Annotated in this window: 23 protein-coding genes; 22 read left to right on the forward strand and 1 reads right to left on the reverse strand. The window is 63.7% G+C overall.

What is annotated here, in order from left to right:
• Nucleotides 1-2 precede the first annotated feature (2 nt).
• The gene (locus ACOQPC_RS08930; RefSeq protein WP_420605396.1) at nt 3-2471 is read left to right on the forward strand and encodes a response regulator; all 2469 of its coding nucleotides are present in this window, start codon (nt 3-5) and stop codon (nt 2469-2471) included.
• Between the two features lie 35 nt (nt 2472-2506).
• On the opposite strand, the gene ACOQPC_RS08935 is transcribed toward ACOQPC_RS08930, so the two are convergent.
• Nucleotides 2507-3433 (reverse strand): crotonase/enoyl-CoA hydratase family protein, encoded by a 927-nt coding sequence (locus ACOQPC_RS08935; protein WP_420605397.1) that lies wholly within the window; start codon nt 3431-3433, stop codon nt 2507-2509.
• A 364-nt stretch (nt 3434-3797) separates the two neighbouring features.
• On the opposite strand from ACOQPC_RS08935, the gene ACOQPC_RS08940 reads away from it, so the two are divergent.
• From ACOQPC_RS08940 to ACOQPC_RS09040, 21 genes are all read left to right on the forward strand, one after another.
• The gene (locus ACOQPC_RS08940) at nt 3798-5498 is read left to right on the forward strand and encodes a hypothetical protein (RefSeq protein ID WP_420605398.1); all 1701 of its coding nucleotides are present in this window, start codon (nt 3798-3800) and stop codon (nt 5496-5498) included.
• Between the two features lie 85 nt (nt 5499-5583).
• On the forward strand, nt 5584-8340 hold the full coding sequence (locus ACOQPC_RS08945; protein ID WP_420605399.1) for a TonB-dependent receptor domain-containing protein: 2757 nt from the start codon (nt 5584-5586) through the stop codon (nt 8338-8340).
• A gap of 199 nt (nt 8341-8539) precedes the next feature.
• A complete protein-coding gene (locus tag ACOQPC_RS08950) occupies nt 8540-9409 on the forward strand; it encodes a type II secretion system protein N (protein WP_420605400.1) in 870 nt (289 codons plus the stop codon).
• Complete coding sequence (gene gspD / locus ACOQPC_RS08955) at nt 9410-11671, forward strand: type II secretion system secretin GspD (protein ID WP_420605401.1); 2262 nt, start codon at nt 9410-9412, stop codon at nt 11669-11671.
• Nucleotides 11668-13242, forward strand: coding sequence for a type II secretion system ATPase GspE (gene gspE / locus ACOQPC_RS08960; RefSeq protein WP_420605402.1), 1575 nt, complete (start codon nt 11668-11670; stop codon nt 13240-13242). Before gspD ends, gspE begins: the two co-directional genes overlap by 4 nt.
• Nucleotides 13235-14452, forward strand: a complete 1218-nt coding sequence (gspF, locus tag ACOQPC_RS08965; RefSeq protein WP_420605403.1) for a type II secretion system inner membrane protein GspF — start codon at nt 13235-13237, stop codon at nt 14450-14452. Before gspE ends, gspF begins: the two co-directional genes overlap by 8 nt.
• An 80-nt stretch (nt 14453-14532) precedes the next feature.
• Nucleotides 14533-14982 (forward strand): type II secretion system major pseudopilin GspG, encoded by a 450-nt coding sequence (gene gspG, locus ACOQPC_RS08970; RefSeq protein WP_420605404.1) that lies wholly within the window; start codon nt 14533-14535, stop codon nt 14980-14982.
• 70 nt (nt 14983-15052) lie between these two features.
• Nucleotides 15053-15595, forward strand: a complete 543-nt coding sequence (locus ACOQPC_RS08975; protein ID WP_420605405.1) for a GspH/FimT family pseudopilin — start codon at nt 15053-15055, stop codon at nt 15593-15595.
• Complete coding sequence (gspI, locus tag ACOQPC_RS08980; protein ID WP_420605406.1) at nt 15585-16133, forward strand: type II secretion system minor pseudopilin GspI; 549 nt, start codon at nt 15585-15587, stop codon at nt 16131-16133. The genes ACOQPC_RS08975 and gspI overlap by 11 nt, the downstream gene beginning before the upstream one ends.
• Nucleotides 16130-16810 (forward strand): type II secretion system minor pseudopilin GspJ, encoded by a 681-nt coding sequence (gene gspJ / locus ACOQPC_RS08985; protein WP_420605407.1) that lies wholly within the window; start codon nt 16130-16132, stop codon nt 16808-16810. Before gspI ends, gspJ begins: the two co-directional genes overlap by 4 nt.
• On the forward strand, nt 16807-17802 hold the full coding sequence (gene gspK / locus ACOQPC_RS08990; protein WP_420605408.1) for a type II secretion system minor pseudopilin GspK: 996 nt from the start codon (nt 16807-16809) through the stop codon (nt 17800-17802). Before gspJ ends, gspK begins: the two co-directional genes overlap by 4 nt.
• On the forward strand, nt 17799-18926 hold the full coding sequence (gspL, locus tag ACOQPC_RS08995; RefSeq protein ID WP_420605409.1) for a type II secretion system protein GspL: 1128 nt from the start codon (nt 17799-17801) through the stop codon (nt 18924-18926). Before gspK ends, gspL begins: the two co-directional genes overlap by 4 nt.
• Nucleotides 18923-19417, forward strand: a complete 495-nt coding sequence (gene gspM / locus ACOQPC_RS09000) for a type II secretion system protein GspM (RefSeq protein ID WP_420605410.1) — start codon at nt 18923-18925, stop codon at nt 19415-19417. Before gspL ends, gspM begins: the two co-directional genes overlap by 4 nt.
• A complete protein-coding gene (gene gspN, locus ACOQPC_RS09005; RefSeq protein ID WP_420605411.1) occupies nt 19414-20157 on the forward strand; it encodes a type II secretion system protein N in 744 nt (247 codons plus the stop codon). Before gspM ends, gspN begins: the two co-directional genes overlap by 4 nt.
• Before the next feature lie 38 nt (nt 20158-20195).
• Nucleotides 20196-20936 carry a prepilin peptidase gene (locus ACOQPC_RS09010; protein WP_420605412.1) on the forward strand — a complete coding sequence of 247 codons (741 nt, stop codon included), beginning with the start codon at nt 20196-20198 and terminating at the stop codon, nt 20934-20936.
• A gap of 51 nt (nt 20937-20987) precedes the next feature.
• Nucleotides 20988-21287, forward strand: coding sequence for a hypothetical protein (locus ACOQPC_RS09015; protein ID WP_420605413.1), 300 nt, complete (start codon nt 20988-20990; stop codon nt 21285-21287).
• Between the two features lie 27 nt (nt 21288-21314).
• Complete coding sequence (locus ACOQPC_RS09020; protein WP_420605414.1) at nt 21315-21836, forward strand: helix-turn-helix domain-containing protein; 522 nt, start codon at nt 21315-21317, stop codon at nt 21834-21836.
• Nucleotides 21837-21889: 53 nt separating this feature from the next.
• Nucleotides 21890-22237: a hypothetical protein gene (locus tag ACOQPC_RS09025; RefSeq protein ID WP_420605415.1), complete on the forward strand. Its 348-nt coding sequence runs from the start codon at nt 21890-21892 to the stop codon at nt 22235-22237.
• 221 nt (nt 22238-22458) lie between these two features.
• On the forward strand, nt 22459-22710 hold the full coding sequence (locus ACOQPC_RS09030) for a hypothetical protein (protein ID WP_420605416.1): 252 nt from the start codon (nt 22459-22461) through the stop codon (nt 22708-22710).
• A complete protein-coding gene (locus tag ACOQPC_RS09035; protein ID WP_420605417.1) occupies nt 22671-23282 on the forward strand; it encodes a JAB domain-containing protein in 612 nt (203 codons plus the stop codon). Before ACOQPC_RS09030 ends, ACOQPC_RS09035 begins: the two co-directional genes overlap by 40 nt.
• Nucleotides 23283-23366: 84 nt before the next feature.
• Nucleotides 23367-24236 carry an alpha/beta fold hydrolase gene (locus ACOQPC_RS09040; protein ID WP_420605418.1) on the forward strand — a complete coding sequence of 290 codons (870 nt, stop codon included), beginning with the start codon at nt 23367-23369 and terminating at the stop codon, nt 24234-24236.
• Nucleotides 24237-24245 lie beyond the last annotated feature (9 nt).

Here is a 24245-nt window from a genome sequence, read left to right on the forward strand (position 1 = left end):
GCATGTCTCCATTTCAAGGCTTTGCGCCGATCGAGAAAACCGACCGCCGCCTGAAGGGCGAGCGGGAAATTCTCACCAATCGGGTGGTGATGGGTTCGCTGGCCCTGTTCATCTGCATGGTTTCAGGCGTCTCAGCCTATGTCATTGTCGCCTTCGCGGGCTATCTGAGCTGTAATGCCCTGCTGATGGTCGGTCGGCAGACCGACATGCGCCCGCAATATCGCTGGCTCGCCGCGATCCTACTGGACGCGATCATGGGCGGCGCCGTGCAATATTGGGACCCCGCGACGATGTCCTTTGCCTATGTCATCATGATCTGGGCAATCCTCGGCAACGGCTTTCGCTATGGGAATCGGTGGCTGTTCGTCGCCTCGGTTGCCATGTTCGCATCGTTCGGCGCCGTTATCGCGCTGTCGCCCTTCTGGCGCGCGATACCGGTTCTCGCCTGTTCGCTGCTCGCGGGCTTGCTGATCCTGCCCGCTTATTGCTCGAAACTGATCGCCAGCCTGTCGCGTGCGACCAACCAGGCCGAAACGGCCAATCGCGCCAAAACCTATTTCCTCGCCAGCGTGAGCCACGAATTGCGCACGCCGCTCAACGCGATCATCGGTTATGCCAGCCAGCTGGCGGAGGAAAATCTGACCCCGCGCGTGGCCGGCATGATCCACAGCAGCCACAAGGCGGCCGAGCACCTGCTCTACCTCATCGACCAGCTGCTTTACGCTTCCCGCAGCGAAAGCACCCAGGCGCCGATTGAAAATGTGACCTTTACGCTGCCCGACCTGCTTGCCGAAACCAAGGAAATCCTTCTTCCCCAGGCTATGGACAAGGCGATCGCCTTCCACTGCCACGCCAATACCGGCAGCGATGTATCGCTGAACGGTCCGGCGGACATGCTTCGCAACATAATGGTCAATCTCGCCGCCAATGCCATCAAGTTCACCGCTACGGGCCAGGTGATCATCGAGTGCGGGGTCGAACATGACGCGGACAAAGCCGAACTTTGGTTCGCGGTGGAAGATAGCGGCGTCGGCATCGCTCTCGAGGCCCAGCAACGCATCTTCGAGCCGTTCACGCAGGCCGACGAAACTGTGCTGGACCAGTTTGGCGGAACCGGCTTGGGCCTCGCCATCTGCAAGCAGTTCGCCGAGCGCATGGGTGGCCGCCTCGGTGTCGATAGCGAGCTCGGCAAGGGCAGCCGGTTCACTTATCGCGGCCCCGTTGCGATCAATGGAACTGGCGACGTCGAGGACATGCATTCGAAAATCGTCTATTTCGGTCCAGACCCGATCGAGATCGACGGCGGCGACACGCTGATCGACTGGCACGTCTGCAGGGATTTCGATGCACTGCGTGCTTCGCTCGGCACGGTCATGCTCGAATGCTATGACATCGCCATCATCGATGACCGCATCATTGACGGAATTGCTCCCGAGCACGTGCTCTGGGCGCAATTCGCCGAGGCACGAACACCTCCGGTGCTGCTGCGTTCCGGCAACGCCGTCGATCTGGATGACATAAAGCTTCGCGCCGCGTTCGCGACCGTGATTCCCGAGCGGCCCGATTTCGCCGCATTGCGCAGCGCGGTGCGGATCGGTTGCTCCTTCCGCAACGCCGAATTACCGTCCGCGCAGCGCGAGCTCGAACCAGCCGACACCGTTCGAACCACGCCGCGCCGCATCCTTGTGGCGGACGACAACCGCACCAACCGCGAAGTGCTGAAAACGATTTTGGAATCGATCGGTCACGAAGTACATTACGCGATCGACGGCGAGGAAGCGCTCGCGGCGTTGGAGGAACTGGAGCTCGATATCGTGTTCCTTGACGTCAACATGCCCAAAATATCCGGCATCGAAGTCTGCGCGATATGGCGCCAGATCGAAGGCCCGCGCGCACATCTGCCGATTCTCGGCCTTACCGCGGATGCCACTGATGAGACCCAGAAACGTTGTCTAGACGCCGGAATGGATGCGCATTTTACCAAGCCGATGCGCCGGGTCGAACTGATCGCTGCCGTCGAACAATATTGCGACGACGACGAGGAAATACGGCAAGAACTGCCGTCGGACCCATTGGGCAAGCTGGTCGCGATCGAGCGCTCGCTGAAAGCGACCGACTCGGTCCTCGATTCCGCGCAAATCAAAAGTCTGCTCGAAATGGGTGGCGAGGAATTTCTCGCCTCCTTGTGCGAAAGCTATTGCGAAGACGTCGAGAAACTCCTCGTCGATCTCGATCGTGCGGCGACGGACCCGGATCTGGAAGCTTTCCGCTTTGCCGCCCACGCGATCAAGAGTTCGGCCGCCAATATCGGCGCGGCGGAGCTTAGCGCGCTGTGCGGCAAGCTCGAAACGATCGCGGCTCCGGACTTTCAGGCGGACGGAATAAAGATGGCGGCATGTGCCGCCAGCCAAGCGCGGCTCGTGGAGAAAGAATTGTCGGCGCTGACGGCAAGCGCGATCCGCGCCGCCTGATCGCGCCGGTCGCCCCGTCCGCGTCCGCGTCCGCGTCAGAGGCTGCGCGGACCCCGCCGCGCGATACGCCGTTCCTGCGCATCGGCCAGCCGCTCCATCTTGCGCACGTCCGCGTCGGTCAAGTTCATTGCGGTTTCGGCCCAGATGTTGGTGATCTCGAGCAATTCCTCGAGGCTGACCGGATGCACTGTCTTGCGCGCGCCATAGACGGCCCGCTCGGCATGAAATCGACCACGATTCTTGCGGGCATAATCGACGATCGCCGCTTCTCCTTCGCCATCCTCGACGAGGATATCGACGATTCCCATTTCATGCAGTTCTTCTGCGTGATGAATCTTGCCGCCCAGGATAAACTCCTCGGTGGTCCTGCGGCCGACGCGGCGGAGCAAGAAGCTGTAGGCGCCCATGCCGGGAAATAGGTTGAACACGATTTCGGGTAGGCCAAGACGGGCGCTGCGTTCCGCCACCAATATGTCGAACGCCAAGGCATGTTCGAACCCCCCACCCAGGGCATCGCCCTGCACCAGCGCCATGGTCACGATCGGCGCGCCAAATCCGGAGGCATGCGCATATTGCATGCGCGTACAGGTTTCGGCGTAGGCACGCATCGCGGGCAAATCCCGATTGCGAATGTTCTCCGCGAAATGGCGCAGGTCTCCGCCGAGATTGAATATCCCCGGCGTCTTCGAGGCTCCGACGAAATAGCGCAAGCTCGCAAGTTCGGGCGCGGCGCCCGGTACCGCTGCACCGGCGATCCAGTCATGCACCTGCTGGATTTCCTCGCCCAAAGCGTAAGTATAGCTCGGCCGCCCCTTCTGGTCCATGTAACACCAGAAAATGCCGTCCTCGACGTCGTGGCGAAGCGAGATTTCGGAAAACTCCCGCTCGATCACGTTCGGATTGAGGCGGTCGTTGGCCGCGTCGGTCGGTCGGTCGTTCGCAATACGGGCGTGAATCGCCATCGGTTTCCCCTCGGTCACGCAGTAATCAGGAACCGGCCACCCCTGCCAGCCAAGCGATCATAGCATAAAAAAGAATGTTGCAAGCCATTTCGGTTCAATAGTTTCAAACTGTGACGCCTGCGCATCATAATCCTAACAGGCGCCTTTAATTTCGATATCTGCGGATGGAAAGCCCGCCTGCCGAGCCAGGGTCGCCGATATGTAATATTTCAGACCCGTCACTGTCACCGTGACTGCATCCATCCGTCACAGAACTTGCCTAGTCCCTGCCTGGCGACGGTGGGGGCTCCATATGATTCGTCTTCGCATCGTCTTTTCGAACGCCCGGCAACGGGCACAAAGTTTCTGTTGCGGAGAAATTCCCATGACCAACTCCAAGCTTCGTGCAATCTTGTACGCGACCGCCGCGGTGGCGGTTCTCAGCGGCTGCGGCGCCGACGATATCGCTCAGCCCGATATCGTAATCACGCCGCCGGCACCGGCCCCTGCGCCGACGCCCGCGCCGACGCCGACCCCCACTCCGACTCCGACGCCTACGCCTACGCCGACCCCCACTCCGACGCCGACGCCGACGCCTACGCCCACTCCGACACCTACGCCGACCTCGGTTACCGCCGCGCCGGCTTCGGCCTGTACCATCGGCACCGTCGATAACGGTATCATCACGCTGGCGAACGATGCCGGTACGGTACGCAATTGCCGTATCTCGGACCGCGTGATCACGCAGAACATCAACCTTTCCGCGCGCCGCGACGAAGGCGTTGTCTATACACTTCCCAGCCGTACGGAAATCGGAATGGACCGTGGATTTGACGGTACGGCCAACTCGGCGGTCGTGATGAGCATCCAGCCCGGCGTTTCGGTCGTCGCGACCGACGTCAGCGCATTTCTCGTCGCCAACCGCGGTTCGCGGCTCGAGGCGGTCGGTACGTCCGAAGATCCGATTATCTTCACCCATATCGACCAGCTGACCGGCGATGTGGACGATTCCACCAACCGTCTATGGGGCGGCCTCCAACTGCTCGGTCGTGCGCCCGTCGCCGACTGCGCCAGCGGAACTTCGCTTGCGCAAGGCAATTGTGAACGCTCGGTCGAAGGACCGGTCGGCCAGCCGATTTTCTACGGCGGCAACGTGCCGACTTGGGACGCGGGTCAGATCCGTTACGCGCAAATCCTGTTCAGCGGTGTGGGTTCGGGCGGCAACGAGCTGCAGGGCCTGACCACCGGCGGCATCGGATCGAACACGCAGATCGATTATGTCCAGGTGCACAATAGCGCCGACGACGGCATCGAAAGCTTCGGCGGACGGCAGAACATGTCGCATCTGATCTTTACCGGTATTTCGGACGATTCGGTCGATCTCGACACCGGCTATCAGGGAGCGATCCAATATGTGATCTCGGTCCGACGGCCGGGTTCCAACACCGGGGAAGCCGGCGACAGTACGATCTTCGAGATCGACAGCTCGACTGACAGTGCCGCGGCTGCCAACCAGGATCCGCGTACGGACACGGTGATCGCCAACTTCACCATCATCAGCCCGGAAACGGATTCGCCGGTCATAAAGCTGCGCGGCGGCGCCGATATTGCGCTCATCAACGGAGTGGTCTTCGGCCAGTCCAACGCTTCCGGCTCTGCTGGCTGTCTCGATGTCGATAACGCCTTTACCGTACAACCGGCAGGCCCGACGTCGACCGGCAACGACACACCGTCCGACGACGACAATGGACCGCCGGTGTTTCAATCGGTCGTGTTCGATTGCCCGACGCTCTACGATCCTGACAGCGATGATTTCGAAGCGCAGGCCTTCACCGCCGCCGGCAACACGAACACCAATGGCGATTTCACCAACTCGCTGATGTCGGTGTTCATCAACGGTGCCAACGAGAACGGCGTGACGCCGACGGGCAATCTCAGCGAGAACTACAATCTGTTCCTGGAGAGCCCGGGCTATATCGGTGCCGTCAGAGACGCCAACGACCGCTGGTACGCCGGTTGGACCTGCAACACCGATGTCGTAAATTTCGACAGCGATGCCGATTGCACCGTCTACCGCGCGAGCTGATCGGCGAACCGAAACGGCGGGGCGGCGACTGCATGAGCGGTTGCCGCCCCGCACACGCTATCTTTCAAGAACGGGGACGACCTCCATGCTCAAGCTGCGCCATATCGGCGGCTTTCTGCTCGCCACTTCCGCGCTGACGGCGGTACCCGCTGCAGCCCAGTCCACCCAGTCGGTACCGCAGACGCAGCCGCCCTCGGGTGAAACCGCGGCCGACTCACCCGACCAGGATCAGTCGGACGACCAGGACAATGTCGACATTTCCGCTCCCGGTGCCGGCGAATTTTCAGACGAGATCGTTGTCAGGGGTCGCAATATTCCGCAACCCGTGCGGGACAGCACGCAGGTTGTGAACGTGCTTTCCACCGAAGAGATCGCCCGAGCCGGCGACGGCGACATCGCCGGCGCGCTCGGCCGCGTCACCGGCCTTTCGGTGACCACCAACGGTTTCGTCTTCGTGCGCGGTCTGGGCGACCGCTATTCGCTGGCGCTACTCAACGGGCTCGCCCTGCCCTCGCCCGAACCGCTGCGCCGCGTGGTGCCGCTCGACCTCTTTCCGACCAGCGTCATATCCAGCGCGGTGGTGCAGAAGAGCTATTCGGTCAATTATCCCGGCGAGTTCGGCGGCGGTGTCATCAATCTTACCACCCCGGCTATTCCGGACGAGAATTTCCTCACGGTCGGCGCGGGGATCAGCGGCGACAGCCAGACCACCGCCCAGTTCGGCTATACCTACTATGGCAGCGATACCGATATATTGGGCTATGACGACGGCACGCGCGGCAGCGATCTGGACGGCCTGCGCGACGCGCTCGACACCCGCACTCCGATCAATCAAGGCAATTACGGTCAGGACAATCTGACCGCTCTGGCCAAGCTCGTCCCGGTCTCGGCGACCGGCGTCCTGCAGCGCAATTACGAAATTCCGGCCAACGCCAGTTTCGATGCCAATGCGGGTTACAGCTTCTATGCCGGCGACACCAGGCTCGGTGTGATCGCCAATGCGGGTTACAGCAATGGCTGGCGCACCCGCGCCGAGCTGCAGCAGGTGGCCGACGGCCCGACGTTTAACCGCAATTCGGTAGTGGTGCGGACCGAGAACCGGATCGTTGCCAACGGCCTTCTCGGCCTTGGCGCGGAGTTCGACGACGACAACAAGATCCGCTTCACCAACCTCTACATTCACGATACCTCGAAACTTGCCCGGCGCGCGGGTATTTATACCTTTAACTCGGGCGACGTAATCGATCGCGTCGGAAATCCGTTCGATCGCATCGAAAGCGCCAGCAGCTTCGTCCAGCGCCAGCTGATCAACTCGCAGCTGGTCGGCGAATTCAAGTTCGGCGATCTTTCGGTCGAGGCGCGCGGCGCCTACGCCAATTCCAAGCGCAAATCGCCGCTCGAATGGACCATCCCCTATTTGTACAATGCCGGGGAAAACAGTTATTCGAACGATCTGCGTGCCTCGCCCCCCAGCATCACGTTCAGCGATCTGAACGAGGATGTGTGGAACGGCGGCATCGATTTCGCCTATGCGCTGCCGATCGACCTCAACGTCGTGCTTTCGGCCGGTTACAGCTATACCGACGTCTCGCGCGATTTCACCAGCCGGACGCTCGAATTTCGCGATGGCGGCCGCCAGCTTGCCAACGAGACGATCCTGCCGTTCGACATTCTGCCGATCCAGTATCTCCTCTCCCCCGGATCGATCGATTTCAACGAAATCTATCTCAACGAAACGACGATCGATACGCTGAACATCCAGTATCGCGGCGATCTCACCGTGCATGGCGCCTATGCCAAGGCCGAGGTCGAGTTGACCGGCGGCGTCCGCCTGGAAGCGGGCGTACGCTACGAATCTGGCGATCAATCGATCACCTTGGTTGATTATTTCGGCACCAACCCGAGCGGCGATTTCGTCCAGACGCTGAACAACGATTATTTCCTTCCGGCGGCGACGTTGACCTGGAACTTCGCGGACGATTTTCAATTTCGCGTCAACGGATCGAAGACCGTCGCCCGGCCACAATTTCGCGAGCTCGCGCCGATCCCCTTTCAGGATGTCGAATCCGACCGGAGCTTTTCAGGCAATCCGTTCCTGGTCGACAGCGAGTTGATCAATGCGGAAGCGCGCGTCGAATATTATCCGGGACGGGGCGAGCGCATTTCGATCGCCGGGTTCTACAAGAATATCGACAATCCGATCGAAACCATTGCCGACGTGAACGAAAACCGCCTGAGCGCCACATTCGCCAATGCGCCGAGCGCAGACCTTTATGGCGGCGAGATCGAACTGGTGAAATTCTTTCCGCTCGACGGCTTGTTCTCCAGCGACCTCTTTGCCACCAAGCGGATCGTGCTTTCGGCGAACTACACCTACAGCCAGTCGAGCATCAAGGCCGACACGGACAACATGGTGCGCATTTACCGCCCGCCGAACAACTTCCTCGAACTGTCCTCCGATCAGGTGTTCGTCGATGGCCGCCCGATTACCGGGCAGTCCGAACATCTCGCCAATCTGCAATTCGGTATCGAAGATACCGAACTCCTGCAGCAAGTCACGTTTCTGCTTAGCTATGCCAGCGACCGCGTCTCCAATCGCGGTCCGCGCAATACCGGCGGCGGGATCGACCCGGACATCGTCGAGAGCCCGGGACTACGGCTCGACATCGTGGCGCGCGAGGGCTTCGATATTTCGGGTCAGGAGTTCGAGCTGAAGTTCGAGGCTCGCAACATCACGGGACGCGACTTCTACGAGCGACAATTTGGCGACGGCTATACCGTGCTGAACAATGTCTATGAGGTCGGCACGACCTTTGCCGCCAGTCTCAGCGCCAGGTTCTGAACCGTGATGGCGGGCGGGCATGGCCTCGGCCAACCCCCTTCGATTGCCCTTGGAGCGACGCTCGGTCTTGTCACAAACGTTACTTTCGGTTGTCACGCTGCAGTCATGAACTATGAATAGCGGAGGGCTCGCGTGATCATGGCCGCTGCCGGGGGGCGCGGTCTGATTCGATTATGCCTGGATCGGGTTGGGAGTGTCCGTGCGCAGTTTGTTCGAGACCGGTTTTCGCACCGATCGCCTGCGGTCGCTTCCGCGGCCGAGCCTGTTCGCGTTGTTCTTCAGCATCGCCCTGCTTGCGCTGCTCATCCAGATCGCAAGACTCGTCTGGACCGTCGTCACACCGATATCGCCGGTCGGCGACTGGCGCCCGGCGAGCGCGGTGGTGCTTCCGCTGGCTACGCGGCAAGCCTTGTTCACCAGTTTCAATCCCTTTTCGCGCGGCGCAAAACTCGATGAAGGCCAGGCGGTCGTCACATCGCTCCAGATCGAACTGTTCGGCATATTGATGAACGGCAGTTCGGGCCTTGGCTCGGCGATCATCGCTGGTAGCGACGGCATTCAGAACAGCTATGTAGTCGGCGAAGAAATCCAGTCCGGTGTAACGCTGGTGGGCGTGGCGTTCGATCATGTGGTGGTCAGCCGCGGGGGGACTCAGGAGCGCGTCTATCTCGATCAATCGGTGCCCGCTGAAGTGGTCGGTGCCGGCAGTTCCCCGTCGACCGGTGGCACCGCAGGGGCCAAGCCGCTTGGAACCTCGGACGCCACCGTATCGAGCACCGGCAATCCGCCGCGCACGGTGGAAAATCTCAACAAGTTCGTCGCCTTGAACCCGCGCACCGTGGGCGGCAGGATTACCGGCGTCGTGGCCGCACCCAGCGGCGACGTTGCGGGTTATCGCGCCATGGGCTTTTTGCCTGGCGACATCATCACTGCGGTTAATGGGCGGCAGATCAAATCCGCGTCCGACGCCGCCTTCGTCCAGCAGCAGATCAAGCCCGGCGCGCGGCTGTCGCTGATGGTCGAACGCGGTGCTCAGACCGTTCCTCTCGCCTTGAATTTGGAGCAGTAATTGCTACGCAAGATTTCTCTCATCGCCGCGGCGTTCATGATGGTGGTCGCCGAGCCGGTCTCCGCGCAATATGTGATGAACATGCGCGACGCCGACGTCCGGGCTTTCATCCAGGATGCCGGTCGCGTCACCGGCCGCACCTTCATCGTTGACAGCAAGGTGCAAGGCACGGTCTCGGTCGTCGTCGAGCGCCCGCTCAGCCGCTCCGAATATTTCGAGATATTTCTATCGACCTTGCGCGCCAACGGTCTCGTCGCGGTACCGACCAGCGGCGGGGCCTATCGTATCCAGCAGGCTGAAGGCGCCGCCACGCAGCCCAGCCGCGTCGGCAGCCGCGCGCGTTCAGCCAGCGAATTCGTGACCGAAGTGTTCCGCCTCCACTCGATCGACGCGACTCAGGCGGTCGAGAGCCTGCGTCCGCTGGTCAGCCGCGAGGGTTCGATCACCGCCAATCGCAGCGCCAACAGTATCATCGTCGCGGACTATGCCGACAATATCCGCCGGATGCGTCAGCTGATCGGCCAGATCGATCGCGATAATAGCGCGACCCGCGTGGTCAATCTGCAGAACGCCGACGCCAGCGAGATCGCCCAGTCGCTGCAAGCACTGGCGACGCAGGGCGTGGCGGGCGAAGGTGCGGTGGCGCCGGTTTCGGTCGTCCCCTTCCCGACCAGCAATTCGATCGCCCTGCGCGGCGATCCGTCGGCAGTAGCGGAGTTCGTGCGCATCGCGCAGGATCTCGATCAGCGCTCGCGCAGCACCAGCGAGGTGAAGATCTACCGCCTCGATTATGCCGACGCCGAGACGCTGCTTCCCGTGCTGCAGCAACTGGTGGGCCAGCAACAGACCGCCACGGTGACCGCGCCCAGCGCCAATATCCCGGCGCTGGCGCAGAACGTCACGTCGGGTTCTTCATCCGATTCGTCGAGCACGCCTGCCGCGGTCAGCACGGTCACCACCAGCAGCGGCGGCGCCTCGAACAGCGGTATCGCCGGCCGGCGTCCCGCGATCATCACCCGCTACGAGGGCACCAACGCCATCATCGTGGCCGCCGATCCGGACACGCAGCGCACCATCGGCGAGGTCATCCGCCAGCTCGATATTCGCCAGGACCAGATCCAGGTCGAAGCGATCATCGTCGAGATTTCGGACTCGCTGGCCAAGGAACTGGGCGTCCAGTTCCTGTTCGGCGACAACAATATCGGCTACGGCGTCACCAATTTTTCGAACATCCAGCCCAATATCCTCGATATCGCGGGCGGCATACTCGCCAACCAGCTTGATCAGACGACCACGGTGATCAACGGGACGTCGGTCACGACCAGCACCAACAGCGCGACCGGCGATCTGCTGCGCCAGAATGCGGCGCAAGCCATACTTGGAGCGCGCGGCGGTTTCCTCGGCCTCGGGATACCGCTCGGCGGCGGCGGCATATTGGGCGCGCTGATCAACGCTGTGCGCGCGGATACCGAATCGAACGTGCTCTCCACCCCCTCGCTCACCGTGAACAACGGGCTGGAGGGCTCGATCCTGTTCGGTCAGGAAATCCCGGTATCGACCGGCGAGGCGCTGTCGAACAATTTCGACAACGCCTTTCGTACCATCCAGCGGCAGAATGTCGGCATCGAGCTGATCGTGACGCCGCAGATCAACGCGGGCGACGAGGTGCGGCTCGACCTGCAGCAGGAAGTCAGCTCGATCGCCGGGCCCGTATCGGATGATTTCAACGAGCTGATAATCAACAAGCGCGAGATCAAGACCACGCTGACCGTCGGCAACGGTGAGATCGCGGTGCTCGGCGGGCTGCTCGACGACAACGAGCGGCGCACGATCCAGAAGATTCCGCTGCTCGGCGACATCCCGATCATCGGCGAGCTGTTCAAGTCGCGCGCGCGGACCCGGGTCAAGACCAACCTGCTCGTCTTCATCCGCCCGACCATCCTGCGCAGCCGTGCCGACCAGGCGAAGATCGCGGCGCAGCGCTATGGCTATCTGCGTGGCCAGCAGCTATTGCGCCGCCCGGACCAGGAGCCGACGCTCGACGAGCTGGTACGCGATTATCTGGGCGCGGTTCCCCCCGGCGGTCCATACATCTTCCAGCCCGGCGATACGCTGATCGGCGCGACCGGCACGCTGCCGCCGCCCCCGCCCGGAACGGTGGTGGTGCCGGTCGACGTTCCGCCCAGCGCCGTGACGCCGGTCTATCAGGAACCGGGCGAACTGCCCGCGCGCGGCGGACCTGATGGCGAGACGCCGCGATGAGGATCGGGCGCGGCAAACCCGTGGCGGCCGAGGAGCCGGTGCTGCCGCCGAGCGGCATTCCCGATACGCCGTTCGCCGCGCCGGGCGAGGATCGCCCCGCCCGCGCGCCGCTGCTCGACATCCCCTATGGTTTCGCGCGCGAACATGGCGTGGTGCTGCTGAAACAGGAGAACCAGCGGCTCTCGGTCGCGGTCCGCGAGGGCGCGGATCCGATGATCCTGCTCGAGGTCCGCCGCCATCTCGCCATGCCGTTCGATGTCGACTTCGTCGACGTGCCGACGTTCGACAAGCATCTCAGCAACCATTATGCGATGGACGGCAGCGCCGCGGAAATGGCCGGTGCGCTCGACATCGGCTCGGAGGGCATCAGCGACCTACCGACCGCCGACGATCTGCTCGACAGCGCCGACGATGCGCCCGCCATTCGCCTGATCAACGGCATCATCGCCGAGGCCGCGCGCCAGGGCGTTTCCGACATCCATATCGAGCCCTATGAAAGCGGCCTCGTCGTTCGGATGCGGATCGACGGGATGCTGCAGGAAAAGCTGCGCATGCCGCCGCATGTCGCGCCGGTGGTGGTCAGCCGGATCAAGGTGATGGCGCGGCTCGACATCGCCGAACGCCGCATTCCGCAGGACGGCCGCATCGGTCTGACGCTCGGCGGGAAGCTGCTCGACGTGCGCGTGTCCACTCTCCCCAGTCGCGCGGGCGAGCGCGTGGTGCTGCGTATTCTCGACAAGGAAAATGCCGGGATCGACCTCGATCTGCTGGGCATGTCGGACACCGCCGAGGTGATCCTGCGCGAGGCGCTGGCCGAACCCAATGGCATCATCCTGGTCACCGGCCCGACCGGCTCGGGCAAGACCACCACGCTTTATGCCAGCCTGCGCCAATTGAACGACGGCAGCCGCAATATCCTGACCGTCGAGGACCCGGTCGAATATGCCGTCGACGGCGTGGGGCAGACGCAGGTCAATCCCAAGGTCGGCATGAGCTTCGCCGCGGGCCTCCGCGCGATCCTGCGCCAGGATCCCGACGTGGTGATGATCGGCGAAATCCGCGACCGCGAGACCGCCGACATCGCGGTGCAGGCCTCGCTCACCGGCCATCTCGTGTTGTCCACCGTCCACACCAACGACGCGATCGGCGCGATCACGCGGATGCGCGACATGAAGGTGGAGCCGTTCCTGCTTGCTTCCACCCTGCGCGCGGTGCTGGCGCAACGGCTGGTGCGGCGACTGTGCCCCGAATGCCGCAAACCGGTGGAGGCCAGCGGCAGCGTCGCCTCGTTGCTCGGTTTCGACACCGGCACCATCGTTTACGAACCGGTCGGCTGCCAAGAATGCAACAATACCGGCTATGCCGGACGTATCGGTGTGTTCGAGGCGGTGCGGATCGACGAGACGATCCGCCGTCTGATCAACGATAACGGAGACGAAGCGATCATCGCGCGTCACGCCTTTTTGAAGCAGCCCAATCTGTCGAGCGCCGCGCGGAGGCTGGTGCAGAGCGGGCAGACCACGCCCGAGGAGGCGATCCGCATCTCGCGGCGCGAGGATGTGGATGCCTGATTTCGCCTATGTCGCGCTGGACCCCGCCGGCAAGGAGCGCAAGGGACGGATCAGCGCGGCGAACGATGACGCTGCGCGCAGCCGCCTGTCCGAGCGCAGTTTCTATGTGGTCAGCTGCGAACCCGCGCAGGCCAAGAGCGCGGGGCAATCGCTGAGTTTCAGCCTGGGCGGCAAGAAGCTCGGCACCAAGCAGCTCACTTTGTTCACCCGCCAGCTGTCCTCGCTGATCCAGGTCAGCCCGCTCGAAGAGGCGCTGCGCACCGTCAGCCGCCAGAACGAGAAGGAGCATGTCCGCGATATCCTCTCCAACGTTCATGCGGGCGTGCTGGAGGGCCAGCGCCTGTCCGAGGCGATGAAGCGCGAGCCCAAGAGTTTCCCGCCGCTGTTCCGCGCGATGGTGTCCGCCGGCGAGACTTCCGGATCGCTACCGCAGATCGCCGAACGGCTCGCAAACCTGCTGGAGCGCCAAGCCGAGATGCGCGGCAAGTTGATCAGCGCGCTGGCCTATCCCATCGTGCTGGCGCTGGTCGCGATGATGGTGGTGGTCGGGCTGATGGTGTCGGTCGTCCCGCGCGTGGTCGAGCAGTTCGACAATGTCGAGCAGCAGCTGCCGCTGATCACCCGCATCGTCATCGGCATTTCGAGCTTCCTCGCCGCCTATTGGTGGGTGCTCGCGCTGGTAATCGCGGGCCTTGCGGTGCTGATGTGGCGGCTGCTGAAGGATCCTAGGATTCGCTATGGCTTCGATTCGATGATCCTGCGCCTGCCTCTGCTCGGCCGCCTGCTGCGCGATCTGCACGCCGCGCGCATGGCCCGCACGATGAGCACCATGGTCGCCTCGCGCCTCCCCGTGCTCGAAGGGCTGCGCCTGACTTCGCAGACGGTGCGCAACAGCGTGCTCAAGGAAGCCACCGACGGCATCGTCGAGGCGATCCGCGGCGGCGGCAGCCTTTCGGGTGCGATGCGCGCGAGCGGCGTGTTCCCGCCATTGCTTGTCTATCTCACCGCCAGCGGCGAAACGTCGGGGCAGCTCGACGGCATGCTCGAACGCGCCGCCGATTATCTCGAGCGCGAATTCGACAATTTCACTTCGACCGCGCTATCCTTGCTCGAACCCGCTATCATCGTGGTGATGGGCGGCATGGTCGCCGTCATCATCCTGTCGATCCTGCTGCCCATCTTGCAGCTGCAAAATTTCACCGGAGCCTAGAGGTCAGTATGACAGTTTCGCGCATCATCAATGCTATTGCGCTCCTGCGAAGGCAGGAGTCTATCATCGAACCTTCCGTGATGGGCTTCTGCCTCCGCAGGAGCGCGCTCCATAACGACTCGGAACGCGGCTTCACGCTGGTCGAGCTGATGGTGGTGATCTTCATCATCGGCCTGCTCGCCACCGTCGTCATCATCAACGTGCTCCCGAGCCAGGACCGCGCGATGACCACCAAGGCGCAGGCCGACATCTCGATCCTGGGCCAGGCGCTCGAGCAATATCGTCTCGACAACCTGACCTATCCTTCGGCTGGCGATGGCCTGCAAGCTCTGCAGAAGCCGCCTGCCGGACTGGCGCAGCCTGCGCGCTACCGGCGTGGCGGTTATATCCAGCGGCTGCCCGACGATCCATGGGGCCGCCCTTACCAGTATCAGAACCCCGGTCCCGACGGAGGACCGGCGGTGTTCTCGCTCGGCGCGGATGGGGCTCCGGGCGGTGAGGATCAGGACGCCGATATCTATCCGAAATGAACGTAGACGAGCGACGGCTCGGTACTGTTAATGCCGTCGCATAAGGTCATGATCGGTGAATGAAATGTTCGTGACGAAACCCCTTGTTCCCCTGCGGAGGCAGGGGTCCATCAGGAAAGGGCGGCTGCCGGGCCCCTGCCTTCGCAGGGGCGCGTTCGTCGGCAAAACTTCCGAACGCGGCTTTACGCTGATCGAGCTGATGGTGGTGATCTTCATCATCGGCCTTGCCGCCGCGGCGGTGGTGATGAACCTGCCAGGCGACGAGACCGCAATCTCGGACGATTCGAGCAAGTTCGCCGCGCGGCTCGCCGCGATCCGCGACGAGGCGATCCTGCAATCGCGGGGTATGGCGGTGTGGGTCGCGCCGTCGGGCTATGGCTTCGAGCAGCGCGTGGGCGGCGCGTGGCAGCCGATCACCGACCGCGCGATGCGCAGCGAGAACTGGAATATCGGCACGCAGGCGGTAACGGGCGAAAGCGACGGCCAGGCGCGCATCAGCTTCGACAGCACCGGCCTGCCGAGCGGCCCGCTGGACGTGACGCTGGTGCGCGGCGACCGGCAGACGGTCGTGCGGGTCGACGCCGCCGGAGAGGTCAGCGTCGGTGGGACTTAGGATTCGCAATCGCCTTCCCGCGCTCCTGCGAAGGCAGGACCCCAGCAGGCGCCATCTCCGCTGGTTCAACCGAATTGGGCGCAATCTGGCGGGTCGTTCCAGCTCGTCCCCCCATGTCGCTCCGCCGAAAGCGTCCCTGCTGGGCTCCTGCCTTCGCAGGAGCGCGCTCGCCGGAAATTCTTCCGAACGCGGCTTCACCCTGCTCGAGATGATGGTCGCGCTCGCCGTCTTCTCGCTGGCCGCGCTCGCGCTCATTCGCCTGCAGGCCTATACCATCCGCACCGCCGGCGACGTCGAACGCGTCACCATGGCGCGGATCGTGGCGCAGAATATCGCCACCGACATCCTCACAGATCCCGCGCCGCCCGCGCTCGGCACCGAACAGGGCGTGCAGACGAACGGCGGCGTGCCCTGGGCGTGGCGGACCGAAACCAAGAATACCGACGATGCGCGGATCCTGCGCATCGACATCGGCGTCGCCAGCCCGGACGGTGGCGCACCTTATATCCTGACCGTCGTACGGCCGCTCCAGCTGTGAGACGCTCCGGCCTGTCCTGCGGCGACCGCGCGAATGGCTTCACGCTGATCGAACTGCTCGTGGCGCTGTTCATTTTCGCGCTCCTCTCGGCCGCCGGGCTGACCTTGCTCAGGACCAGCACCACCGGGCAGGAAGTACTCGCGGGTCGGCTCGATCAGCTGGGGATCGTCAACCGCACCAGTGGCGCGCTCTCCGCCGATCTGCTGCAGGCGATGCCGCGCATGTCGCGCAACGATATCGGCGACCCCCTGCCCGCCTTTGACGCGGGCGGCACAGCAGTCCCGGGCGAGCTGTTCGCGTTTACCCGCGCCGGATGGAGCAATTACGATCAGACGCCGCGTTCCTCGCTCCAGCGCGTCGCCTATAGCTTGGAAAACGGAGAACTTCGCCGCAACGGCTGGCCGATGCTCGACGGATCGAAGGCGGGCGTACCGGCAACCCTGATGCGCGGCGTGAAAACCGTAAAGATACGCTACCGCGCCTATGACGGCAGCTGGCGCGAGGACTGGACGCCCACCGATCCGGCGGAAATTCCCCGCGCGGTCGAACTGCTCATTCAGCCAGAAGGTCTCGCCGAATTTCGTCTCAGCCTGATGGTCGGGCCGCAGGGACGTGCCGATCCCAACCGGCACCAACTGGACTATACGCCTGAAAATCCCGCGGATTTCTTCCGATGAGCGCGCCTTGGTTCCGGCCGCGGGAAAACGGCGTGGCGCTGCTCACGGTGCTGCTGCTGGTGGCGGTGATGGCGGTGATCGCCGCGACCGCGCTCGACCGGCTGCAATTGTCCACCCGGCTGGCGGCCAATGCCGGTTCGATCACCCAGGCCCGCGCCTTTGCGCTGGCGGCCGAACAGATCGCCACCGCGCGGATCGAGGATCTCGTCGCGGCCGATCCCGCGCAGACCACGCTGGTTGGCGGCTGGATGAATACCGAGCGGCAATTGCCGATCCCCGGCGGCACCGCGATGGCGCGCGTCGGCGATGGCGGCAATTGCTTCAACCTCAACAGCCTCGTAAAGGAAGACCGCACCGGTCGGCTGGTCTCCGCCCCGTTCGCGCTGCAGCAGTTCATCACGCTGATGGGCCAGATCGGAATCGATCGCGACGCGGCCTATGTCATTGCCGCATCCGCCGCCGACTGGATCGACAGCGATCAGGCGCCAATCCCCGGCGGCGCGGAGGACGGCTATTATCGGGGGCTGGAGACCCCCTACACCCCGCCCAACCATTTGATGGCCAGCCCCAGCGAGCTGCGCGCGGTCAACGGGGTGAGCCCGGAATATTGGGATAAGCTGCGCCCATGGGTCTGCGCGCTGCCGGTCGCCGAACTCTCGCCGATCAACGTCAACACACTGCTGCCCGAGCAGGCGCCGCTGCTCGCCATGCTGATCCCGCAAGCAAATCTCGACACGCGGGCCGCCGCCGCCTATCTGGCCAGGCGACCGGAGACCGGATGGGGCAGCCTGATTACTTTCTGGGGCGATCCGGTGCTAAAGGATCTCAAGCCGCGCGACGAGGCGACGACCCAGACCAAGCTCAAAACCGAGTGGTTTACGCTCGACGCGATGATTTCCCTGGGCAATAGCGAGGTAAGGGAGCGGGCGTTGATCGATGCGCGGCAGGCACCCGTGCGGGTGTTGTGGCGCGATTGGGGGGAGGATGCATGAGCGGAACGGACGGCCTGATCGTCACCCTTCCGCTTGGGCCGGACGAAGCGCTGCACTGGTGGCGCGTCGACGACGGCGTCATCACCCGGCGCGGACAGGACGAGGACGTGCGCGATGCCGCCGGCCTGCCCTCGGCCAGCCCGTCGGAACGGATCATGGCGCTGGTGCCGACCGAGCTTACCTATGTCTCCTGGCTCAGCTTTCCCGATCTCAGGCCCCGGCAGGCAGAGGGCGCGGCCCGAATCGAAGCGGCGCGGCGCGGGATCGGCGGAACGGAGCATAACCATGCCGCAACGCGCGCGTTAGAGGACGGGGACGGCCATGTGTTGGCCGCGACGATAGCCCCGGCGGCACTCTCCGGCGGGCTGGCGCATCTGCAGGCGCTCGGCATCGATCCCGAATATGTGACCCCGCTCGGCCTACTGGTCGCGCCGGATCACGAAGGCTGGATCGAGGCGGAGATCGGCGGCGAACGATTCCTGCGTTCCGACCGCGCGATCATGCCCGCCGAGCCAAAACTGGTCGCGGCGATCGCCGGCGAGATAAAGCCGCTCGTCCTGAACGATCAGGAAACCGACGCAGCGCTCGAGATCGGTTTTGCCGATCCCCCGCTCAACCTTCGCCAGGGCCGCTTCGCCAAGCGCCGCCGCATCCAGACCTTTGGCAAGCGCGAATGGCAGTTGATCGCGGCCACCTTGGCCCTGGCGATCCTCGCTACCTTGCTGATCGCGCTGGTAACGCTCGCCAAATACAGCATCGGCGAAAGCCAGGAGAATGCCCGCGCGCTCGCCGCCGCCCGCACCGTCGTGCCGGGAGCGCCCGATCTCGACGGCGCCGAACGCGAACTCGATCGGCGGCTGATCGCCAGCGGTGGCGGCGCCAGTTTCGGGGCGGCCACCGCAGCTCTTTTCCAGACGGTGCGCAGCGTACCCGACGTCACCGTGCGGCGCATCGCCTATGCCCCGGACGGCACGCTCAGCGCCACGCTCGCCTCGCCGCAGGCCGAACAGCTCAACCAGGTGCTGGTGCCGCTGCAGGCCAATCTCGGCTATGTGCTGACGCAGGCGCCGCATGAGGGCGCGCAGGGCGAGACGGTGATCGACATCACGGTGCGCGCCCCATGATTCGCCCCGCCCTTCACCGCGGCCGCGACTGGTATCTCGGACGCACCCGGCGCGAGCAGGTTCTGCTCGCCGCCGCCGCCGCGATCGCGGCCGTTCTGATCGTGGTGTTCCTCATTGCGATTCCGCTGATCAACGGGGTCGGCGATGCGCGCGACGGTTATGACGAGGCGGTGATCCGGCACGGGCGAATCGAAGCCAAGGTGGACGCGCTGGACGGCGGCGCGGATTCACGTGGCCGCCCGCCGACCGGGCCGCTGGTCGATTTCGTCCGGCAGAGCGCCGAAGCGGCCGGGTTCACGCTCGATGCGGCCGATCCCGCTGGCGAGGGCCAGGTCGCCATTCGCATCGCATCGGCCACGCCCGAAGCCCTGTTCGGATGGCTCGGCGGTCTAGAGGCGCGCGGATTGTCGGTCGAAAATCTCACCGTCGATCCCGCCCCCAACAATGCCGGAACGCTCAGTATCGCCGCGACCTTGCGGAGGCCGGCATGATCCGTCCGCTCCAGCGTCTGCGCGCGCCAAAGCGTCCGCGACTGGTGCTGGCGGCGCTGATCCTGTTCCTGTTGCTATTGCTGATCTTCCTGCCGCTGCGCGCCGCCTTGGGCTGGGCCAATCTGGGCGCGCGGGGAATCGGCGCGCGCGAGGCGGGCGGGCTCGTGTGGAGCGGCTATATCAACGATCTCACGGTCGGCGAGACATCGCTCGGCAGCGTGGGCGCCGGGCTGAGACCCCTCCCCCTGTTCATCGGACAATTGCGCTTCCATCTGGACCGCGACGCGTCGATCGGCCGCCCAGCGGTCGATGCCGAACTGTTCAGCGGGCTCGGCCGCTTCGGCGTGAGCGACGCCAATCTCACCGTGCCTGCAAGCAGCCTGTTCGGATCGCTGCCGCTGGGCGAGTTCACCCTGCAAAATGTCGCAATCAGCTTCGTCGGCAATCGCTGTATCCACGCCGAGGGCACGGTGCGCGCGACGGTGAACTCGGTGCTGCCCGGCCTGGAATTGCCCGGCGGAATGGTCGGCACCTTGCGCTGCGAAAGCGCTGCGCTGCTCGTTCCGCTCGCGAGCCAGACCGGGCTGGAAACGCTCGACATTCGCATTGCGGGCGACGGCAGCTACACCACGCGGCTGAAACTCGCCGGGGATAGGTCGAGCGTGGCGGGCGCGCTCGCCGCGGCGGGACTGACTCAGACCGGCGACGGCTTCGTGCTCGAAGGCGAGAACCGCTTCTGATCGGCTGGACCCAAGCGCTTACGGCCGAATTTCAAGCGATGCCGACTTGGTTCTGGCCGATCGTCTTCGGCCTGCTCGGCGCGATCCTCGGCAGCTTTATCGCAACGCTCTGCCTGCGCTGGCCCGCCGGCCGCAGCGTCACGGCGGGCCGATCGCATTGCGATGCGTGCGGACGCGCATTGAGCGCGCCGGACCTCGTACCACTGCTGTCCGCGCTGGCTTCCGGCGGCCGCTGCCGCAGCTGCAGAACGCCGATCGATCCCGCACATGGCAGCATCGAATTCGCCGCGCTGCTGGCGGGCGCGGCGCCGTTCCTGCTGCTTGCGCCAGTCCCGGCCGCGGCATGGGCACTGATGGCGTGGTTGCTGATCCCGCTGATCTGGCTCGACAACCGCCATCTGTGGTTGCCCGATCCGCTGGTGCTGCCGCTCGCTCTGGCCGGACTGCTCGCGGGCGGATATTTGGGCGGTCTGACGCCAGTCGACAGGCTGATCGGCGGCGCGGCCGGATGGGCGGTACTTGCCAGCATCGCCGGGGGTTACCGACGGCTGCGAGGATTTGACGGCTTGGGACAAGGCGATCCGAAATTGCTCGGCGCGGCCGGATTATGGCTCGGTTGGCAAGCGCTGCCGTTTCTGTTGCTGCTTGCAAGTGGCGTCGGCCTTGCCTTGGCGCTCGCGCGCAGCCGGACGATCCCGTTAGCGCAGCAGCGCATTCCGTTCGGCACGGCGATCGGTCTGGCGGCGCTTTTGATCGGTCTGTTGCCTCCGCTCGCCTGATCAAACAATCCTACCAACCCCCCGGCCCGATCCGATTCGGATCAAAGTCCGATGGCGCCAGCTGGCATCGCTATCTACCGCAAAGCGATGAAACTGAACGATGCCGCCGCCCCCTTACCCTTCGCCGACGATCGCGCCGATCCCTTCGATTTGCTCGATTTGGTCAGCAATTTGCTGATCCAAGCCATGCACATCGTCGCCGAGCGCCACACCAGGCCTAGCGATATTCCCGCGCTTCTTCGTGAAATCGCCGACCTTATGGAAACGCGTATCGATGGCGGCGAAGAAGCGCTGGCGCTTCACTATCTCACGGTCAGACTGCGGGAAAACGCTAACAACACCCTCGACTAGGGCATAAGGAACGGTAAAATCGGGATCATGACCGTCCGATTGAGCGAAAAGGAAATCGTCTGCTTGCGCGGCGTGGCCGAGCTGAAAAGTTCGAAAGCTATCGCGCGCGATCTCGGCATATCCTCGCATACCGTCGATGCGCGGCTCAAACGCGCCATTGCGAAGCTCGATGCAACCGACCGGTTCGACGCCGCGCGAATCTATCAGGCCGGCGAGGAAACGGCCGATTCAGGCGGTCCTGAAGTCCGAACATTGGTATATCAGACCCCGGATGTTCCCCAAGCGCCCGGTTTTCCTCCACAAGCATCTCCATCACCCGATGGCGTCAGGAATGACGAGGGCAGCACAACCCGGCTTCGCGACAATGCGTTCGCAGCCGACTGGACGCAGCGCTCCTCTTATTTCCCGGTGCCGGCCTATCGGGGGGAGCGCAACGGGCTAACCGGATTGCAGCGCCTCGGCTGGATCGTAGCGATCGCGGTCGGAAGCGTAGTCATCTTCGGCGGGCTCATGGGTGGCCTCAGCGCTCTCTCCACGCTGTTCGACTGAACGGCGCTTGACCGACAGTGCGCCATTCCGGCGTGCCGGTGGGGAGAAGTATTATGAGGAATCAGAGGATTGCGGCCGCCCGCGACGTGGCCGAGAAACTGCATGCCGCCGAAGCCGCGATCGACGAGGCCTTTGCCCGCGTGGCCCAGCTCAACTCGGCACTGCCGGAAGCACGCCTCGCCGCCAATTTGTCGGCGACCGTCGGCCAAGAAGCCTTTTCGCGTGCCGCAACCAGCATGCATCATATTGCCGCCGCGCGCCGCGAGATGGTCGCCGCGCATGAAGGTCTGCTCGCGACGCAGGGCGATATCGGACTGGCAAGAATGAATTTTGGCGGAGAGGGAAACAAGACTTTCACAATCGCCAGTCAAGGACTTCAGGTGGTATCGGACGCCGCCTGAGGGGGGAGGCCACGGGATTGACTGGGCCCACCCCAAATGGTTCGGTCGGTCCCGTGGTACTTCAAATCCTCTACAATGTCGTTTTGGTGCCATGTTGCCTTTACGCATTTTTCGCAGGTGGCCGGCCGGAACGGTTGGGCAGCCTGCTAACCGTTGCCGCGAGCATCGTCTCGGGGATCATATGGTATCGCCCACTGGAATGGAGAGCCGTTCACTGGAACATGTTCGCGGTGGATCTGATCACATTTGCGCTGGCAACGTGGCTGGCCCTTCGCAGCGACAGACATTGGCCGATGTGGTTCGCCGGTTTCTGCCTCGTCGGGGTCATGACCCATCTGGCCGTGGCGGCGATGCCGAACTTCGCCTCGCTGGCCTATTCGCTGAGCCAGGGATTCTGGGCCTATCCGGCGATGCTCTCGCTGGCGCTCGGCACTTGGAATCATCAGCGACTACGGCGAGCCGACATGCCCTAGCACGCCTGCTTGCAGGGTCGACCGATGCCGCAAAAGCGGATGCGGCGCGTCTCATTGCCAGGCATGGTTCGCTCGCTGCGGTACTCGATGCCAGTGCGGAAGTTTTGATCAGGGACATTCCAGCCGCAGCCGCCGAGCGCATCGCGGCCGCCCGCGCGGCGCAGCTATGCGCGCAATCGAACGCCATTGTTCTGCGCCCCGTCATGGCAAACCGCGACCGGCTCGACTCATATTTGCGCAGCCGCCTGGCTCATCTGGGCAGGGAGCAGGTTCGGGCGTTGTTCCTCGACAAGGCCGGGCGACTCATCGTCGACGAATTGATTTCCGAAGGCACGGTGGACGAGTCGGCAATATTTCCGAGAGAACTCGTCCGCCGCGCTCTCGAACTGGATGCGTCGGCGCTGATTCTTACGCACAATCATCCCTCGCAGGATGCTACTCCAAGCAGCGCAGACATCCGCGTTACGAAACATCTCCAGCGGGCTGCTGCCTGCCTGGACATACGCTTGATCGATCATATCATTGTCGGATCCACAAACTTTTCCATGCGAAGCGCCGGCATGCTCGCTTGAATCGAGACCTATTACCGTTCCCACGCGGCTTGCCATCGGGCAAATGCTGCTGATAGGTCGCCATGTCCACCGCCAGGGAATCTCATGGAATTCATCGGACCCACCTCGCAAAGCCTGATCTCGCAGCGCACAAGGCTGCACTATGCCGATTGGGGCAATGCCGGGGCGCCCCCGCTGATCCTGCTCCACGGCGGACGCGACCATGCCCGCAGCTGGGACTGGACCGCGCAGCAGCTGCGCCATGACTGGCACGTGATCTGCCCGGACCTGCGCGGCCATGGCGACAGCGAGTGGAACAGGCCCGGCGACTATCCGATCACCGGCTACGTCTACGATCTGGCGCAGCTGGTTCATCAGCTCGGCCTGGCGCCGGTCACCATCGCCGCACATTCGCTGGGCGGCAATATCGCGCTGCGCTACACCGGCCTCTATCCCGACAAGGTGCGCCGCCTGGTCGCGATCGAAGGGCTCGGACCCTCGCCGGAGATGCAGAAGAAGCAGTTGAAAACGCCGTTTGACGAACGCGTGTGCGGATGGATCCACGACAAGCGCGCCGCCGCGGCGCGGTTGCCCAAGCGCTATGACAGCTTCGACATGGCGTTCGACCGGATGATGGAGGCGAACGGCTATCTCTCGCCCCAGCAGGGCCGCCATTTGACGCTGCACGCGGTGATGCGCAACGAGGACGGCAGCTACAGCTGGAAGTTCGATCCCTATGTCCACCTCTGGCCGCCGATCGACCTGCCCTATGAAGACATCGAGGCGTTATGGCGACACATCGCCTGCCCCACCCTGCTGATCTATGGCGAGGACAGCTGGGCGTCCAATCCCGCCGAGGACGGCCGCATCGCGCACTTCGCGAATGCCACGGTATCGAACTACGCCGAGGCCGGCCACTGGGTGCATCACGACCAGTTCGACCGGTTCATCGCCGAGTTGCGGGAATTTCTGTGAATTCTCCCC

It is taken from the genome of Novosphingopyxis sp., from assembly GCF_965218915.1.
Lineage (GTDB): Bacteria > Pseudomonadota > Alphaproteobacteria > Sphingomonadales > Sphingomonadaceae > Novosphingopyxis.